Genomic DNA, 18,082 nt, shown 5'->3' with positions numbered 1-18,082 from the left:
TTTTTTTTTTTTTTTTTTTTTTTTTTTTTTTATGGTTGGTGTTTTTGATTGAATTATTTTTTATTAATTTTAACTTTGCTTGCCCTAATTACTTTTCCACTAAACATATATCCTCTTTGTAATTCTTCAACAATTATTTCATCTTCGCTTTCCAAATTACATTTTTGAGTTAGCATTACTTCATGATAATTTGAATCAAAGGGTAATCCTTCACAAACAATTGGCTGTAAACCAATATCTTGAAGTGTACTTCTTAATTGAGAATATATTAATTCAAATCCTTTAATTGATTCATGATGTTCTGGTGATTTTTCTTTTTGATTTGAAGGTGATTGTTTTAATGATAATTCTAAACTATCTAAAACTGGAAGAATTTTTTTTACAACTTCTGATTTACTATATTCTTTGAAGTTGTCTTTATCTTTTTCAACTCGTTTTTTGTAATTTTCGTAGTCTGCTTGAACTCTTTTTAATAAATTAGTTAATTCTTGTACTTGATTTTTTAATTCTTGAATTTCTTCTTTTGTAGCACAAGTTTGCTTGGTTTTATCAGTTTTTTTCTTCAATATTTTTCACCTTAAGATTTTTTTTAGTTCAAATTAATGTTTGTTTCGTTGACTTTAGATCAACAAAAAGCAATTAAGTCCAACTATTATATAAACTTTTCGGCAAACATTTATATATTTAAAATTCTAACAACATAATATGCATGTTCTCAACCAAAAAATTACAATTATTAATATCCGTAAACCTTCTATGCCTAAGCGAACTATAAATGATGAATTGCAATGGTTTGGTAATTCTTTAGGACTATTTAATTTAAGAGATAAAAATAAATCCTGTTTTAGAATTTTTATAGAATTATTAAAATCCACAAAAAAAAATATTTCTTTATCTTCTGATGAATTAGCTTATAAATTAAATTTAACAAGAGGAACTGTAATCCATCATATTAATAAACTAGAGGAAGCAGGAATTGTAGTAAGTCAAAAGAATAGATATTTTTTAAGGGTTGAAAATTTAGAAATGTTAATTAATGAACTTGAAAAAGATGTTCAAAGAACAATATCTGATTTGAGATCAGTTGCAAAAGAAATTGATGGTAAAATTGGTTTATGATTAAAAAAATTATATTTGGTGTATGTTAAAATGGCAGAAAAAACGTATGTTGGTGGGCAAGCAGTAATTGAAGGCGTTATGATGAAGAATAAAAATCGTGTAGCTGTTGCTGTGAGAAATCCGAAAGGAAAAATTGAAGTTAAAAAATTACCCTACAAACCAAAATGGAGTAAGCCCAAATTTGCAAAGTTGCCTATTTTTAGAGGATTTTTAAATTTAGTTGATACAATGGTTTTGGGGATGAAAGCTTTAAATTATAGTGCTAATGCTAGTTTAGAAGAAGATGAAAAACTTACAAAAAAAGAAATAATTGGCACCTCATTTTTTGCAATACTTTTTGCAGTTGGAATTTTTATTGTGCTTCCACTATATATTACTAAGATTTTTGTAGATAAAGGTTTTTTATTTAATTTAGTTGATGGGGTATTTAGAATACTTATTTTTTTAATTTATATTTTGCTTATTTCTTTAATGTCTGATGTAAAACGAGTGTTTCAATATCATGGGGCAGAACATAAAACTGTAAATTGTTATGAATTTGGCAAAAAATTAACTATTGAAAATGTTTCAAAGTGTTCTTTGGCGCATCGACGGTGTGGAACAACATTTATTATAATTGTTTTAGTAATTTCAATACTAGTTTTTTCTTTAATTTTGTGGGAAAATACTTTAGTTAAAATTTTAGGAAGAATTATTTTGATTCCGATAATTGCTGGAGTGTCATATGAACTTTTAAGACTTGGAGCAAGGTATGAAAAAAATATTTTATTAAATATTCTTATTGTTCCTGGGCTTTGGATACAAAAATTAACAACTAGGGAACCTGACAAAAAACAATTAGCAGTTGCAATTAAATCATTGCAAGCAGTTTTAGATAAGCCTAAAAAGAAATCTGGCAATAAAACTCGAAAAAAAGTTAGTTTTAAATCTAAAATTAAGAAGAAAAAATAGTTTTTTGTTTTGTTTTAAATAACTAATAATTCATCTAAAGCAAACTGTTCTAACTCATCTTTCGCGATTGTTTTGTATGCGCCTAGTCTTGTTGCTATTGCTTCAACATGAGGAGTTTTTTCCCAAGTCCATAAAACTACTTTTACATCTGAATCTTGTAATTCTTGAATCATTTCAAGTCCTATGTTTTTTCCTTGATCATAACTTAGTTCTATGAACGCATATCCGTCTCTTTGGTTTTTTGCAATTTCTACTAGCGCTTTAGGATCTGAAGTTGTGTAAGTTTGGGATTCTCCAAATAGTTTTTTAGCAGTTTCTTGATCTCCCCTATTGCTACTACAAACTAATATGTAAGAAGAATCAGGAATTTTTTCCATGTTTCTTGTTAGAAGTGCTTCTAATCTTTCCGGACCTTGTTCGGGAGTTGGGCGAATTCTTATTCTTTCTTGATCTTTGATTGCTTGGTGTGTTGGGATTGCGTGTATATATTCCATTTTAGAATTGTAGATGTGGAGTTTAATATTTAAGATTTTTATGTGAAAATTAATTCATTATAAGAAAAAAGATTAAAAAAATATATAAAAAATTTAAATCAGAGTTTAATGTTAATTTATTGTATTATTTTTGAATGATTGTTCCAATAAAGTCTTCTCCTCTAAGCATCTTAGGAAATTCTTGTTGTTGACCAATATAAACTACAAGTTTATCTCTAAGACGATAACCAATTTCTGCAGCACGCGGATCAAAAGGAGTACTTAATCCCGCTTCCCATTCTGTTCCAACTAGATCTACTAGTTTTTGCCAAGATGCTTTTGGAAGATCTGGTGCTTGCTTTATCATTCTAATTTTATCTTCTCCGCTGTATTTTTTTAATTCGTGAGGGCTGATATCTTTTACAATTGGAAAATCGCTAATTTTGAAAACTCTATCTGCATTAAATGTTTCTGCAAGTAGCATCATATCTTTGTCAGTGCTACATCCTGGTTTCCAACCGCAAGCAAAATAAATTTGATAATCTCCTTGTACTGGCATTGTTGGATCAAGAATTATTTCAGGATAAATTCTTCCTGCGTCTCCTAGGTGTCTTTGAAATTGGCGTCTTACATAATCTGCATTGATTTGAGTTGTAGCAATTCCTATTCGGTCTCTTGCAATATCTATTTCTTTTGGATCTTCTAATGCTGCTTCGAGGTGAGACATGCTAGCGTCTTGAACGCCTCTGCAAATTTTTCCTCCTCCTACAACAAAAATAAATCTTTGACCTGTTTCTTTTACGAGGTCGGCAAAATCATTAATAACTTGATTATTATATTTTCCGTCGGGGTTTACTATTGATCCTCCGAATTTAACTATGTTTAATTGTGGTTCACTCATATTATCACCTTATTTTGTTGTTTTATTTTTTAGTTTTTTTATTGATGTTATTTTTTTGATTAGTATTTGTTATTTTTTTTATGTTTTGATTGTGTCTTTGTTGATTTTTTTTATACTAATTCTTTTAATATTTTTGCACCTAATGAAACAGTTTTTGTTGTAATATCTTTAATTGGATTAATTTCTACTAAGTCAATCATTTTTAAATTTTTTAACAATTTAATTCTTTGTAAACAATAAATTAAATCTCTCGAAGTTAGTCCTCCGGGTTCACAATAACCAGTTCCAGGAGCAAATGCGGGATCAACAACGTCGATGTCTATTGAAAGATAAACTGAATCCCAATTGTTTAGTGTCTCAGTTATTCCGTCACAAATATTGCTAATTCCTTCAATTGTTAATTTTTTCATAGTGTAATATTGAATTTTTTCTGCGTCTAAAAATTCTTTTTCTTTACCATCCCAACTTCTTAAACCTATTATGATTAAGTTTTGAGGTTTTAGTATTTTTTCTCTAATTAAAACTTTTACAAAATCTTCGTGAGTTGGAGGGTGAAAATTATTTTCACAATCTGGGTGCGCATCAAAAAGTACTAAGCCTAGATTGGGATTGTGTTTTGCTGCAGCTTTGAATGAGGAATAGGTTATACTATGATCTCCGCCTATTAGAATTATCTTTTTATTTTTGTTGTTTGATTTTGTTTGGTTAATTGATTGTGTATTTAATTTATTTTGTTTAGTTAATTCTTGATCTATGTTTTCAAAAATTGAGTTATTTGTTTCTTCAATATTAAATTGATTGATTGGAATTTCTGAAATTTGAACTTTGGGATTTAATCCAGATTCATTTAAATTAAGTTCTTGAAATAATTGAATTATTTGATCTGGAGCTTTTTCACAACCTTGAGTTTTTCCAAGACCTCCTTTTGAGAATGGGACTTTTAGTATTAATGTCATAAAACTGATAAAAAAAGAAATAATTTAAAAAATTTAGTATTTTGGCGTGGTTTTTAGTGTCTAATTGGTTTTTGCTATTTAAATGGGTGTAACAAAATATCTATTTATGCACTCTCTAAATATCTGTCAAGTTCCCATTTAGTTACTCTAATTTTGTATTCATCCCATTCTCTTTTCTTAACTTCGTAATATTTGATATGAAATTCACTACCAAAAAATTCTTTTAATAATTTGCTTTTCTTAAATTCTTCAGCGGCTTCTCCAAGAGTTTCTGGTAATGTGTCAATTCCTTTTAATTTTCTTGTATCTGCGTCGTACCTATAAACACTTTCTTCTGTTGCTTCACATATTTTTTCTTTCTTTTTTATTCCTTCTAACCCTGCCTTTAACATTGCGGCAAATGCTAAATATGGACTTGCACTTGGATCTGGACATCTCAATTCTGCTCTAACTGATTTTGGTTTTCCTTCAAACGGTTTTGGAATTCTAATCAATGCACTTCTATTTGTTCCACCCCAACAAACATAAACTGGAGCTTCATAACCTGGAACTAATCTTTTATATGAGCTTGTTGTTGGCGCTAATAACACGCACATTTCTTTTATGTGTTTCATTATTCCTGCCATAAAATATTTTGCTGTTTTTGATAATTTGTATTTATCTGTCTCGTCATAAAATGCAGGTATTGATTTAATTTCTATTGTTTCTTTAATTTTTCCTTTAATGGTTTTCTTTACTTTGATTTTTTTTTCTTCCATTAAACTAAAATGAACATGCATTCCACTTCCATTAACTCCAAAAAATGGTTTTGGCATAAATGTTGCATGTAATCCTTCGCTATGCGCTACTGATTTAATTAAGTGTTTTAATGTAATTACATCATCTGCCATCTTTAATGCACAATCATATCTAAATCCAATTTCATGTTGGCCTACTGCTACTTCATGATGCGCTACTTCTGCAGTTAATCCCATTTTGGTCATTAGTAACATAATTTTTTTTCTTACTTCGCTTGCTTTATCACTCGTTGAGCTATCAAAATATCCTCCGCAATCATTTGGAACTGGCAATATTTTTCCTTCACTATCACTTTTTAATAAAAAGAATTCAAGTTCTGGACCTACCATGAAATCATATCCCCTATCTTTTGCTTCTTTTACTACCTTTTTTAGAATTCCTCGTGGATCTCCTTCATATGGTGTTCCATCTGGTTTGTAAATATCGCAAATAAATCTTGCAGTTTTTAATTCTTCTTTTACTGGATGTAATATTGTGTATGTTTTCATATCTGGTTTCAAATACATGTCGCTTTCACAAATTCTTGCAAATCCTTTAATGCTTGATCCATCAAACCATTTACCTTTTTTAATTGCACCTTCTGTTTCTTCGACTGTTAGTGTAACTGCTTTCATTGCTCCAAAAACATCTGTGAATTGTAATTCAATAAATTTTACTTCGTCGTCTTTTATTCGCTTAAGAATTTCTTTTAATTCTTTTTCTTCGATGGCTTTTTTGCTGATTTTACTTGTTTCTTTAATTTTTTTTGATTTTATTGTTTTTAGTTTGGTTTTCATTTTTCTAATATTTTATTGACATTGATTATTTTGTCATAATCCTCCAATTTTATTGTTTGTTTGATTATTGATAATTTGTTTATGTTTTGTTAAGTTTATTAAACTAATGTGCTTATTTTTAGTGATTATCTTAATGATTAATATATTTTTTCTTTGTTTTGGTTTACATTTGTTCTATTTTGTGCGTAAAATTTATATATTTGTTTTGTTTTGTTGATTAATTGTGTTGCTGAGTTAACAAATATTTGAGTCTTGAATTGAGTGTGGTTGCGGTTTGGTGCGTTAAAAATGGGTTTAGATAAAACTGATGAAAAAATTGTGAATGTTTTGCTTGAAAATAGTAAATTGTCGCTTAGAGATATTGCAAAAAAGGTGGGAGTTTCAGTTGTAACTGTGATGAATCATGTTCGGGAATTAGAACAAACTGGGTTGATTAAAGGGTATACGACTTATTTGGATTATGAAAAATTAGGTTTTGACGTACAAGTATTAGTGTTTATGCGTATTTCTAAAGGTAAGTTATTTGAAGTTGAGAAAAAAATAGCATCGCATAAAAATGTGTTTGCAGTATATGATGTAACGGGAGAATTTGATGCAATAGTTGTTGCTAAGTTCAAATCTCGAAAATCACTAGATTCTTTCTTAAAAAAAATACAAACATATGAATTTGTAGAACGAACTCAAACAACTTTTGTTTTAAACATAATCAAAGAGAAAAATATCTTAGTTTAATTGCACATTAAATGGGTGGATAATTGTATATTAAATGAGGGGGTAATATTATGTTGGATGGGGTGTTATCTTTGTTTAAATGGGTAAAACATAGCTTTTAGGGGGTTTTTAGGGCTGCTTATATTATATTATTTAGAAAGGTTTAAATACATGAACCCATTATTTTGCCTTATTAAACTGAATAATCTAATTTAGATACTATATTAGATACTCTGTGGAGAGATTACGATGGGAAGAATAAAAACAAAATTAGCAAAAAGAAAAACAAATGAGCTCATGAAAAAACATGGTGAGCAGTTTACAGAAGATTTTGATAAAAACAAGGTTGTTGTAGATAGATATACTGATGTTTCATCAAAAAAATTACGAAATGTAATTGCGGGATACGCAACTAGACTTACAAGAAATCAAGACGATCTTTAAATCAATTATCAAAAACATGGATAATCTAGTATTTTACTAGGGGGTGTATTTAAATGACAGGAGATAACTCAATCTTTGTGGGTAACAAACCTTTTATGAACTATGTTACTGGTGTAGTGATGCAGTTTACAACTAAAAATGCAACTGAAGTAACAGTTAAAGCACGAGGAAAATTTATTTCTAGAGCAGTAGATATTGCCGAAGTTGCCTCAAAAAGATTTTTAGAAGAGTCAGTGGAAGTAAAAAATATTCGTATTAATAGTGAAGAATTCGAAAATAAAGAAGGAAAACAAGTACGAGTTTCTACAATCGAAATTGCACTGGGTAAAAAACAAACTAATTAATTTTTTCCCTTATTTTTTTTAATTAAATTTATTTTGAAATATTTAATTTTATTCTGTTAACAATTATTATTCTCATTATTAAAGTATTATTATTGTATTGGATTGTGATATCATTATTTTGTTATTTTAATTATGTTAATCGCCTATTTTAATTATATTGATAACTTATGTTCAAAACATTTTTAAATGGACGCTCATTAATTACAAATACTTGGGCCTGTGGTGTAATGGATAGCACAAGCGGCTTCGGTACAAATATTGTTTAATGATTTTAATTTATTAAGTATATTTGTGGTGTAACCGCTTAATCGGGGTTCGAATATGGAGTTACGTAATAATTATTTGCGGAATTTTGTAGAAAGTCCCTGCAGGCTCATTTCTTATGAGGAGATGTTAATGGCTAACCCGAAATGGAAATATCAAAAACCAAAACCAGTATATGATTATGGGAACAAATTATATTTAGAACATGATGTTCCTGCAAAAATACTCATTTCTCACTGGGAATTTATTGTTGATTCTGGAAATGGACCGTCGTTTAAATGCTTTGTAACCAAAGAAGATGGTGAAGAAGTGGATAAAGTATGGTCTGTGTGGGATCATAAATTGAAATTGAAATTAAAAGATAAAGTTAAAGGCAAAAAAGCTGGATTTGACAAAGTAGAAGTAACAGTTACTAGAAAAGGCGAAGAAATGGAAGAATATTTCGAATTATCATAAATTTTTAATTTTAATTTAATTTTTTTTTGTTTTTTTTAATGTTTAAGTTTATTGTAATTTTTTGTTTGTTTGCGTTATCAAATTTATTTTTATTATCAACAAATTTATATACTAATTTAATTCTAAAATGTTTTATGAAACAAACAATATTTTTTGTAACAATGTTAATTCTTTTATTATTCGTGGTTGGATGTGTTAGTGTTCAAACTGAAGAAACAATAGTTGAAGAAGTATCTTTAGAAACTGGAGAAGTTTTAGATGAAGAGACAACAGTTGTTGATGAAAGTTTAGATGAGACTCAAACAATTAGTGAAGAAGAGCAATTGCTCGACGAAGTAGAGAAACTTGAACAAATGGCAGAAGATTTAGAAGCTCTTTCAGATGATTCAAAAAGTGATGATTTATTGGATGGATCTGACGAAACTGAAGATGTTTTGGATGAAGTAAATAATGAATCTGATTTGAATTTAACTGCTGATTCGGATATTGCAATTGAAAACGTAGCTATGATTCTTATTAAAAATTTTAAAGCATATCCTGCAGAATTAAAAGTTAAAGTTGGAACTACTGTTGTTTGGCAAAACAAAAATGATTACTTTAATCATATTATTGGATGGAAAGGAGTAAAAAGTGAACCATTAGCAAAAGGTGATCAGTGGAGTTATACATTTACTGAACCTGGAAAAATAACTTGGTTCTCCACTGCAAAACCATCTGTTCAAGGAAAAGTAATTATTGAATAATTATAAGAATAAAATTTTTTTAATTTAGTTTTTTTTGTTTATTTTTTTTGTTTTTTTCTAGTTAGAATTGAATAATTTTTAGATTGCTGTGGGAATTTTTTTGTTTAGTTTTTTTTCACTTTTTAATGATGGTATTTTTTGATTTTTTTTTTGATTTTTTTTCTTGAAGTATACCGTAAAGTATATAAATAAGATTTTACTTTATGTATGTAAATCGTATATTAATATTATATTTTTTACTAATCAAAAATTAATTTAATAAAAGCGAGTAAAAGGGTGACCAATTAATGAATAAAAAGAGAGACCTATTATTAGGTGGGATAGTTCTACTTGTTATTATTGCTCTTCTAGCAACCCATTTTTTATTGAGCACGGGTGACACTGCAATTGTTATTGAAGATTCTGCAGGAAAAAAATTAGCTGCACAAACAACTGTAACTGATAATGGAGAAAATGTTGATGTAGCGATAGCTCTACCACCAAAGACTGATAAAATAAGTGGGATGGTCATTTCTAACTTAGAAAAAGGTCAAAAAGTTCATGCACAAATTGATGATCCCAAACAAAAGTTTTTACCCGAACTTACGGAGGGTGCAAAAGTAACTAATATAAGAACAAAAGTTGCGGCAGTAAATCCTTTAGAATTTGAAAGTGCAACTTTAAAATTAGCTAAACTTAATGGTCCGATGAATACAATTGCTAGGTGCGATGATTGGAATTTTAATTCTTTTGAATGTAGTGGTGATTGGGAAGCAACTAACATTCAATATTCTGAATATGATACTCATGTAGAATTTAATGTTGAGCATTTTAGTGCGTATGCAGGAATATATCTTGGCACTAAAGGAGATACATGTGTAGATTTGTCAAATAGTTCAACCTATAATTATACTGCGGGTTATCCAGTAGTTGTTAACAATAGTGGTATGTATTCAATTAATGAGAGTGTTTTATTGTGTCCTGGTACTTATGTTGTCGAAAATAATAATACTGTTTTTATTAATTTGACAGGAAATGATGCTAATTCTGTTTTTGATTGTGATGGTGCATATATTAACGGACAGCGTGATGATTGGGATTATAGTTCACTAAAAACTGGTGATGGGCAACCAACTGGAATTAATGTATTTGAAGGTTACGGCGCGGTACAAAATTGCATGATTTATTATTTTATTACTGGAATAAGTCTAAGTACTGCGAGTAACACAAATTTAACAAATGTTACCTTAGAAGGCTATGGTGCAGGTAATTCAGGAATTAGTTTAAGTTCTGGAAATTTTACTTTAAATAATGTTGATGTTTGGGGTTATACGGATTCGTTATTGGAAATACAAGAATATGCTGGAGCAAATGGTTTAAGTATTTCAAATTCATATTTTAATTGTAATCAATCCTATTCTAATTATGATTGTGTGAATATTAATCTTCCAAGTTATGCGGTTAATATTGAAAATACTGAGTTTATTGTTGATGGTGGTCTTGCATCTATTTTTTCTTTGAACACATCTAATTTTGAATCAGATAATGTAACTTTTGAAGGATTTGGTTCTGAAGTTTCAGGTTATGTCGCATCATACTCTCCCTTAAATGTAAGTGGGAGGATTTGTGATGGTGGTATGGGTTATGTGATGTTTGGAGTTGGTGGTGATGAAAGTGCATTTATTAGTTCAGATGGTGAATCTATTGCGGATTCATTAATTGATGGATCTGAAAATATAAGTGCTTTTTGTCTTGATTTATCAGGATTTGGTGCGGATGATAATGCTACATTTTACTTTGCCTCCGATATTGATTGTTCATTTATTGAAGGTATGGGTATTACTTGTTATGGAGAAGTTCCTGATGTTTTTATTTCAAATGGAGCTGGAAATGATTTTACATTTAATCCTGCTGCTTTTAATTCAACTGTTAATATAACAAACACTGGAACTTACCCTGCTTATGTTAATTCAGCGGGAAGCATAATTTCTGGAGGAATAGAAATTTATGGGGCAAATAATGAATTTTCTAATACTAATTTTTCTAATTCGTATATTGTTGATCAGAGTGGGTTAGGTGCGTATAATATTATTGAATATGGTGAGAAACAACCTAGATGGCCTTGGCTTGTTTGGGAAGAAAATAATTTAACTGGATTTTATAATATATCTCGAGAGGATGATTTTAATTTTGCTGAAAATTTTGTAGAATACACAACTTATAATGGTGCATCTGTTTTAAACAATTCATTTCCTTCACTTGTAGTTGATGAGTTAATGTTTGGTCCATCTAATTTACAAGTATGTGAAAACAATAGTGGAGTTTTAGAAAACTGTGTTTCATGTATTGTTGAAAATGATTGTGAATATTTAGATAGTGAAGTTGTTTATGATGGATTATCATCACTTGGAAATTATTCAATTAATGGGTCGATTGCAAATTTAAATGTGTCCGTAGCATTAATCACTCCAGATACGGATGGAAATTTTTCACAAAATAATTTTAATACATTTAGTATTAATGTTACTTGTTCAGGCAATAATGATTGTGGTATCGTAAACGCATCATTATTTTTTGAAAATGTTACTGACTCAACAGAAGAATTTTCTTTTTATTCTGTTGATCAAACGACTTTTCTTTCAAGATATGGTTCCTCTGGAGAATCAGTATTTTATGAAAGTGATTATAATAAATCATTTAGTTCTATTTCCGAAGGTGGAGATTATGTTTATTTAGCGAGTACGGAAGATGATATTTATCAATATGATCGTAACACAGGTGCATTAACAAATAATTGGGATAATGTTGATATTGAATGGGATATTGGTTGGGCAACTGAAATTGTTGCAGATAATGAAAGTAACTTTTACTATAGTCGAATTGCAAGTGAAGTAATTGCAAAACGTAATTCTTCAGGAGCCTTGCAATGGCTTTATTCTTTTGATCCTTCAGCATCTCAATCAGTAGAAGGGATTGAGTTAGGCGGAAATGGTAAATTATTTTTGTATGGAACTGAAAATTTAACAATTTTAACTGATTTAAATTTAGGCGCTCCAACATTTTATGCAAATTTAACTTATGAGGGAGAAACAATTAAAGCAGTATCTGCTGCACATGATGAGGGATATTTTTTCGTTGTTACAAAAGATGATACAAATGGTAATTTTTCATTTTATCAATATGCAGATGATGATGGGATGGTGTGGGAAGGAAATGAATTAGTCGGAACATTATCTTTTTCACCTGTTGATCAGAATATTAGTTCAGATTCAGATGCATTGCTTGCTGCAGATATGACTGCTTGGGCGTATCCTTTGGCAATATTTAAAAATAAAGATGATTCTAACGCATATAATTTTTTATCTTTTGAATGGAATTTTGCATCTGTATGGGCAAACAATAAAGTTAGACCGGGAAACATAAGTGAAAATTATTCTAATTATGTATTAACAGTTGAAAAAACAGGTAATGATCCAATAACTACAGTGGGTGCAACATCAACTGAAGGAAATGGAAAAATAATAATTCACAATTATAATGCACAGTATGAGCGAGAATATAATTATACTGGAACTATAGTTAGTTTAGTTTCGTTTGATGTTTTAGATCTTGATTCTGGAGTGAGTTATACCAATGGGACAGTTCCAATAAATTCTGGTGATGTATTTTATGCAAATACTTCAGGATTTACGCAAACAAGTTCTTTAGTTGTTGGTGAATCAGAAACTGTTACTTGGTATGTAAATGCTACTGGAACATTGCTCGAATCTTATCTTATGTTTGCACAAGTGCAATTAAATAATGATATTTCACTTATTGAAGAAACAAATGTAGTAAATATTACAATCGCATCAGAGTCAAGTTTTGAAGAAGGTGGAGCGCCTGAAGAACCTGCGGGTGAATATGGCTTTTCAAGTAATTCATCATTTGAATTTGATATAATTTCTGAGGCTAATGAAGAAACTATTATCCCACAAATTCCTGATTTAGATGGTGATACTCCACTAAATTACACAGTAAATTGGGATGATGGGGTTTATACTTTTAGATTTGTAGGTGATTCCGAAAATAATATCTTGCAAGTTTTTGTTAATAATTCCGATAGTTCAAACAAACTTTATTTTATTGATTGGGATAATAATATTAGTACTGGATGTATTTCTGCTGGAGAAGGAACTTGTGATCCTTTACTAAATGGATCTGACGTTCTAGTTGGTTATTGGGATACGTTTAATGGGCCATTCATTGTATGTTGGAACGAAACTTTAGGTGGTTGGTATAATTTTACTGGTGGAGAGGGACATGAACAATGTGTTGCAGGGCTGGAAACATTTTCATTATATTGGAATAATGGTGGTAATGCATTTGAGTTTATGTTAGACTCAGCAGAAAGTTGGAATGATAAACAACTTTACTCATATGATTCAGAATTTAATATTGAATATACATTAGTAACTGCAACATCTGGAGGCTTTTCTTATCCTGTAATTTATTCTGATCCTTATGGTTTTTTGGAATCTTTTACGTATGGAATAAATGAAAGTTTTTTTTATGATGGTTTTGGCCAAGAGTCTTTTGATTATGATTGGGTTGAAGATGGGTATATTCATATGAATGGAACTCATACTAATAGTTCTGGAGATTTTGTAGTATTATATGATTATTATGAAAATATATCTTCAACTGGTTTTTATTCAACTGTTAATGTTAGTTTAATTTTAACAAATGATACTTTATCAACGAATGTAAATATGTTTTCAGGATTAAATTTGTATCATCCATTAGAGGGAGCTCCTTTTCCTTTTTGTGGATTCGTATTTGATGAATCTGGGCAATATTCATTATTGTTGTTTGATGGTATAACTACAAATTCTACTGTGCTGCCTTGTGTTGGTTGTTCAAATTATACTGATACAGTAAATTTAACTTATGCATCTGAAACTGGGTTTGTTTGTAGTGCGGATTCTTACTCTGTAAGTTTACCGTCTAATCCTGCAATTAATGATTCATTTTCAATTGGTATTATGAGTACGTTATTTGGTGTTGGAGGGGTAGGTCCTGCAAATGGAACTTTAGATGCTTACTTTGATGATTTTCTTTATTATTCAGATTCTAATGATGCGGGGATGAATGATTCGACATATTTAGAAACATTTGTTGATGACTTTAGTCCTGTGTTAAATGTTACATTTTATGATATTGATGTTGGGGATACTGTGGAGTCTTTTTTTAGTGCAGATTATTTATTTGGTGTCTGGAATTTAACGCAAGAATCTGAATCTTATGTTGATATTGCTACTTTAGATTATCTTGAAACTGATACTGATTTTGAAGCAGCAGTATATGCTAATTTATTTCCTGAGATTGGTTCTTTTGAAGATGATGCTTATTTGATTAGTGTGTTACAAGCATATAGTGAGGCTGATGATGACTTATTTTTTGCGTGTGAACTTGGTTATAATTTATCTGGATATTATTTTAAAGGAGTATCAAATACTGATGAAACTAACTTGCCAATATCAGGGGTTGCTAGTTCAGGTTTTATTAATTTATCATTTGATTCTGAACTTAATCAATCTACTTGTGTTTATGATGGAAATACAATTACTTTTAATGCAACAGTTGGAACAGATCATGTTTTAGTGCTGGGTTTAGGGCTTGGTAGGGATGATGACTGGAATAATGTTACAGGTACCGGAAATGTATCTTTTGATGATTTAACATTTACTGTAAGTTCTGGTGATGAATTAACTTCATTTTTTGATGATTTTTCAAGTATTTTTGATAATGAATTTTATATGCTTGAAAGCTCGTTGGGATTAAGTATTGCAACATCTCCTGCATTATTTGTAGAAGGAAATGTATTTCAAAATAGTAATCCGAGTTTAGATATAACTGTTAATGATTATTTACCTGTAGAAAATTTTAGTTTATCTGCAGATATTAATCTTGAACCCGTTACTGAAATGTTAGAAGGGGATGCTTATTTAATGTCTGGACTAGTGGTAATAAATAAGTTTGATGAGTCTGTTTATGGCTGTATATTATTTGCAAACAGTACTGGTTATTATTTTGCAGGTATGAATGGTGAATTGGGAGTTGTGGATGTGACGTCAGGTGTTTTAAGCTATGGTTCATTAATATATGATTATGATAGCTCTAATAATATGTCGATTTGTAGTTATGGTGAAGATTTAATAATGTTTGAGTTGCCGCTTGTTTCTGATGTGTTTCAAATTGTACTTCCACTTCATTTAGATAGTGATTTGAATAATTCTAATATGACTGCTCAAGGAAACATAACTATGGATAATTTGAATTATACTTTGACTGCAGATCTTGAAGGTCAAGGAGAAGCAGAACCTGCCAAAACTATTGCAGGATATTTAACTGGATATGCTTATGCTGACGATACTGGTGAAATTATTCCTAATGTTTCTATATCTGTTTTTGGCTATGATAATTGGGGAGATACATTAAATGAAACAATTGGACAAGCGAATGGATCTGGTTATTTTAATGTTTCAGTATATGATTATTCTGAAGTTCAAGTAGTATTTTCTAAATCTGATTCAGAAGGAATTGCAACTTATGTAAGTTCATCATTAGACTTTATCCCTTCAGATTTTTTATTAAATTTTACTGAAGGAGTTGATTTGAAAATGCAATTAAAACCTGCGATAACTTTTAATTTATCGGTTGTTAATGAGTCTGGAGATCCAATTACATTTCAATATAATGTTCGAGAATTAGAATATAATAAATGGGTTTCTGAATCTGGTGCTGCAGTAATTTCTGATGAAGTAATTTTACCTGCAGATAAGAATTATACTTTTGTTATTTATCCAACTCAAGAAAATCCAGTTACGGTAACGTTTGATAATATATCTTCATATGTCGAACCTGATTATATTACTCATCAAATTAATGCAACGAGTGATTATAGGAGAGTTAGTGGGAATATTAATAATTTTGGTCCTGCTTATGAAAATATGTCAATTATAGTTTATGATGCAGAGGGTGGTAAACATATTTACTCTGGAGCAACATTTAATCAAAATATGGCATATTATGAAATGGGTTGGGATGACACCTTTGATGAATTAACTGGAGAATTTAATGTTAGTGTTCCTGCAAATTTGAATTTAGCATTATTTGCAACAGTTCATAATGGTTCTGAATATGTGGGTGGATTTAAAATAATTTCTAAGGGTACAAGTAATTTAACTGATGTTGTTATTCCTATGTTGCCGCTTGGTGGTGCTGAAGGAAATATTCAATTAGTATCGCCTTCGGGATTTGTTAATGTGACTACTAAACTTGTTACGTTTAATTTGACTGATGCGTCTAATGAGAGTATTGAAGGTTCAGTTCAAATTTATGCGGATTTAGCACTTTTGGGAGTTAGTGATGGGATGGAATTTTCAGTTGGGCATGATCAATACACAGGTAATTTAGTGATGCCTTTACTTTCTTCAATTTATAATGTTGAAGTTTTTAGTAATGCGGGTGCTTCTTTATTTGCTAGACTTGATGGTTCAGATTTATTTTCGAATCCAGTTCATTTAGCATTGCCAGATATCGGATCAAAAGATCGTGATGGAAACGTTTTAACTACAACGTTAGATTTGTTTGAATATAATTCAACTTGTTTAAATTATAAAGAATTATCAAATGAGTGTGTTTTAGTTTCGGATATGAGTTTAGATTCTGAACCTCCAGAATTAGGTCAAGCAATGTTTGAAGGGAAAAAAATAACTGCGTTATTTGAAAATCCTTCGTTTAAAGTTACTTATTTAGGTGTTGATTTAGAAACTTCACAACCTCCTGAAACTGAAGGACTTGCGGAAGCTGTAGAAACTGAATTTGGTCCTGAAGCATTAGAACTTGCTTGGCAATTTGGTAGTAGTGGTGCAGTAAATTATGATTGTTTGATGGTGGGAATTCCTTATAATGAATCAGAAATTGATGAGTTTGGGACATTCAATATGAAACTACATACCTTATATGATCATGATTGGAATGAAGTTTGGAATCAAACTGCGGGTGGTACAATTGGCACATTACCTGAGTATTATGAAGATTATGTGACAACAACTGATTGGTGTGGTGAACCTATGGATTATACTCCATTATTTACTTCGATAGGAACTAATTGTTCAACAAAAATTACTAATGATAGTGCACTTTGTTCAGTTGATAAAAAGAATAATGTTGTTTGGTTAAGATTACTTCATTTTTCAGGAATGGATCCTGAGATAGTTGTTACAACTCTTGACGATGATATTGTTACGGGAATGGTTAAAGATGGAGTTGAAGTTGAATTTGAAGATGAATTTAATTTTACTCATATTGCTGCACAAATATTTGCTGATAGTGCGGGTGTAGCTAATCCAACTTCAGTTGATGACTTTTTTGAAGCAGTAGATGATGATGTAAGAAGAACAATTTTTAGATTAAAACCTGATATGGAAGATTATGCAGAGCCATATGTTGGAAATTTAAATTCTATTCTGATATTTAATATAACTCTGGAAGAAGCTGAGGAAGCAGATTATTGTAAACTTATGTATCATAGGGATGGGGCGATTAAATCTGTGTGTTTAACTGATAAATTAAATTTTTCAGATCCTGAGTTTGCAATTTTTGACTTAGAAGAATTAACTGCAAGATTTAAACCTCTTGGCTTTTCAGGATATTCTTATGGTTCGAATGCAAATTTGACAATTAATGACACTGAAGAAGTAGAAACGGTTTTTACTGGAGAACCTGCAACATTTTATGCATATTACGTAAACAAAACTAGCGGGTCATTAATTACTGGTGGAAGTTGTAATGTTACAATAACTGATATGGTTACGGATGCAGTAATGACTGAAAGTGATTCTTATTACTATTATGCTAATGCTAGTGGGTTTAGTAGTGCGGATACTTATGATTGGAATGTAACTTGTGATCATGCAGATTATGATAATTTGTTTACAAATGATACTATAACCATCGTTTCTGCAGGTGGAGCACAAGTTCCTGAGTTTAGTGACTATGCAATTATGTTATTGTTGGCATTAACTGTTGGTGGATTCGTAATCATTCGAAGAAAAGATGAATAAATATTTTTTATTTTTTTTAATTTAAATTTTTTTAAATATTTTTTATTTCTTGTTTTA

General features: G+C 30.0%; 13 protein-coding genes. 8 read left to right on the top strand and 5 right to left on the bottom strand.

Features of this window, described 5'->3' with window-relative positions; genetic code table 11:
- Positions 1-53: 53 nt before the first annotated feature.
- Positions 54-566, bottom strand: a complete 513-nt coding sequence (locus tag HN587_08080) for a nucleotide exchange factor GrpE (protein ID MBT7903794.1) — start codon at positions 564-566, stop codon at positions 54-56.
- 139 nt (positions 567-705) lie between these two features.
- Here HN587_08080 and HN587_08075 point away from each other — a divergent pair, with 139 nt between their 5' ends.
- Both HN587_08075 and HN587_08070 read left to right on the top strand, forming a co-directional pair.
- Positions 706-1,119, top strand: coding sequence for a winged helix-turn-helix transcriptional regulator (locus tag HN587_08075; protein ID MBT7903793.1), 414 nt, complete (start codon positions 706-708; stop codon positions 1,117-1,119).
- A gap of 30 nt (positions 1,120-1,149) precedes the next feature.
- Positions 1,150-2,070 carry a DUF1385 domain-containing protein gene (locus HN587_08070; GenBank protein MBT7903792.1) on the top strand — a complete coding sequence of 307 codons (921 nt, stop codon included), beginning with the start codon at positions 1,150-1,152 and terminating at the stop codon, positions 2,068-2,070.
- Between the two features lie 14 nt (positions 2,071-2,084).
- Here the strand turns inward: HN587_08070 and HN587_08065 are convergent, their stop codons facing one another.
- The 4 genes from HN587_08065 to glnA all read right to left on the bottom strand — a co-directional run bounded on the left by HN587_08065 (position 2,085) and on the right by glnA (position 5,974).
- Positions 2,085-2,564 carry a hypothetical protein gene (locus HN587_08065; protein MBT7903791.1) on the bottom strand — a complete coding sequence of 160 codons (480 nt, stop codon included), beginning with the start codon at positions 2,562-2,564 and terminating at the stop codon, positions 2,085-2,087.
- A gap of 124 nt (positions 2,565-2,688) precedes the next feature.
- Complete coding sequence (locus HN587_08060; protein ID MBT7903790.1) at positions 2,689-3,444, bottom strand: hypothetical protein; 756 nt, start codon at positions 3,442-3,444, stop codon at positions 2,689-2,691.
- Positions 3,445-3,554: 110 nt separating this feature from the next.
- On the bottom strand, positions 3,555-4,400 hold the full coding sequence (locus tag HN587_08055) for an arginase family protein (protein ID MBT7903789.1): 846 nt from the start codon (positions 4,398-4,400) through the stop codon (positions 3,555-3,557).
- A gap of 104 nt (positions 4,401-4,504) precedes the next feature.
- Positions 4,505-5,974, bottom strand: coding sequence for a type I glutamate--ammonia ligase (glnA, locus tag HN587_08050; GenBank protein MBT7903788.1), 1,470 nt, complete (start codon positions 5,972-5,974; stop codon positions 4,505-4,507).
- Positions 5,975-6,262: 288 nt separating this feature from the next.
- On the opposite strand from glnA, the gene HN587_08045 reads away from it, so the two are divergent.
- The 6 genes from HN587_08045 to HN587_08020 all read left to right on the top strand — a co-directional run bounded on the left by HN587_08045 (position 6,263) and on the right by HN587_08020 (position 18,025).
- Positions 6,263-6,706: an Lrp/AsnC family transcriptional regulator gene (locus HN587_08045; GenBank protein MBT7903787.1), complete on the top strand. Its 444-nt coding sequence runs from the start codon at positions 6,263-6,265 to the stop codon at positions 6,704-6,706.
- Positions 6,707-6,934: 228 nt separating this feature from the next.
- Positions 6,935-7,129, top strand: coding sequence for a 30S ribosomal protein S17e (locus tag HN587_08040; GenBank protein MBT7903786.1), 195 nt, complete (start codon positions 6,935-6,937; stop codon positions 7,127-7,129).
- A 53-nt stretch (positions 7,130-7,182) separates the two neighbouring features.
- Positions 7,183-7,473 (top strand): DNA-binding protein Alba, encoded by a 291-nt coding sequence (albA, locus tag HN587_08035; protein ID MBT7903785.1) that lies wholly within the window; start codon positions 7,183-7,185, stop codon positions 7,471-7,473.
- A 396-nt stretch (positions 7,474-7,869) separates the two neighbouring features.
- Positions 7,870-8,193 (top strand): hypothetical protein, encoded by a 324-nt coding sequence (locus HN587_08030; GenBank protein MBT7903784.1) that lies wholly within the window; start codon positions 7,870-7,872, stop codon positions 8,191-8,193.
- A gap of 134 nt (positions 8,194-8,327) precedes the next feature.
- Positions 8,328-8,936, top strand: coding sequence for a hypothetical protein (locus tag HN587_08025; protein MBT7903783.1), 609 nt, complete (start codon positions 8,328-8,330; stop codon positions 8,934-8,936).
- Between the two features lie 287 nt (positions 8,937-9,223).
- Positions 9,224-18,025: a hypothetical protein gene (locus HN587_08020; protein ID MBT7903782.1), complete on the top strand. Its 8,802-nt coding sequence runs from the start codon at positions 9,224-9,226 to the stop codon at positions 18,023-18,025.
- The last annotated feature ends 57 nt before the right edge of the window (positions 18,026-18,082 follow it).

This window comes from Candidatus Woesearchaeota archaeon, assembly GCA_018675335.1.
Classification (GTDB): Archaea; Nanobdellota; Nanobdellia; order Woesearchaeales; family UBA11576; genus JABJCP01.
This window is presented reverse-complemented; position numbering and strand designations above follow the sequence as displayed.

Coding starts and splice junctions, on each gene's coding strand:
- HN587_08030 (MBT7903784.1), top strand. CDS start 7,870: ATGGCTAACCCGAAATGGAAATATCAAAAACCAAAACCAGTATATGAT.
- HN587_08020 (MBT7903782.1), top strand. CDS start 9,224: ATGAATAAAAAGAGAGACCTATTATTAGGTGGGATAGTTCTACTTGTT.
- HN587_08025 (MBT7903783.1), top strand. CDS start 8,328: ATGAAACAAACAATATTTTTTGTAACAATGTTAATTCTTTTATTATTC.
- HN587_08060 (MBT7903790.1), bottom strand. CDS start 3,444: ATGAGTGAACCACAATTAAACATAGTTAAATTCGGAGGATCAATAGTA.
- albA (MBT7903785.1), top strand. CDS start 7,183: ATGACAGGAGATAACTCAATCTTTGTGGGTAACAAACCTTTTATGAAC.
- HN587_08065 (MBT7903791.1), bottom strand. CDS start 2,564: ATGGAATATATACACGCAATCCCAACACACCAAGCAATCAAAGATCAA.
- glnA (MBT7903788.1), bottom strand. CDS start 5,974: ATGAAAACCAAACTAAAAACAATAAAATCAAAAAAAATTAAAGAAACA.
- HN587_08070 (MBT7903792.1), top strand. CDS start 1,150: ATGGCAGAAAAAACGTATGTTGGTGGGCAAGCAGTAATTGAAGGCGTT.
- HN587_08045 (MBT7903787.1), top strand. CDS start 6,263: ATGGGTTTAGATAAAACTGATGAAAAAATTGTGAATGTTTTGCTTGAA.
- HN587_08040 (MBT7903786.1), top strand. CDS start 6,935: ATGGGAAGAATAAAAACAAAATTAGCAAAAAGAAAAACAAATGAGCTC.
- HN587_08075 (MBT7903793.1), top strand. CDS start 706: ATGCATGTTCTCAACCAAAAAATTACAATTATTAATATCCGTAAACCT.
- HN587_08055 (MBT7903789.1), bottom strand. CDS start 4,400: ATGACATTAATACTAAAAGTCCCATTCTCAAAAGGAGGTCTTGGAAAA.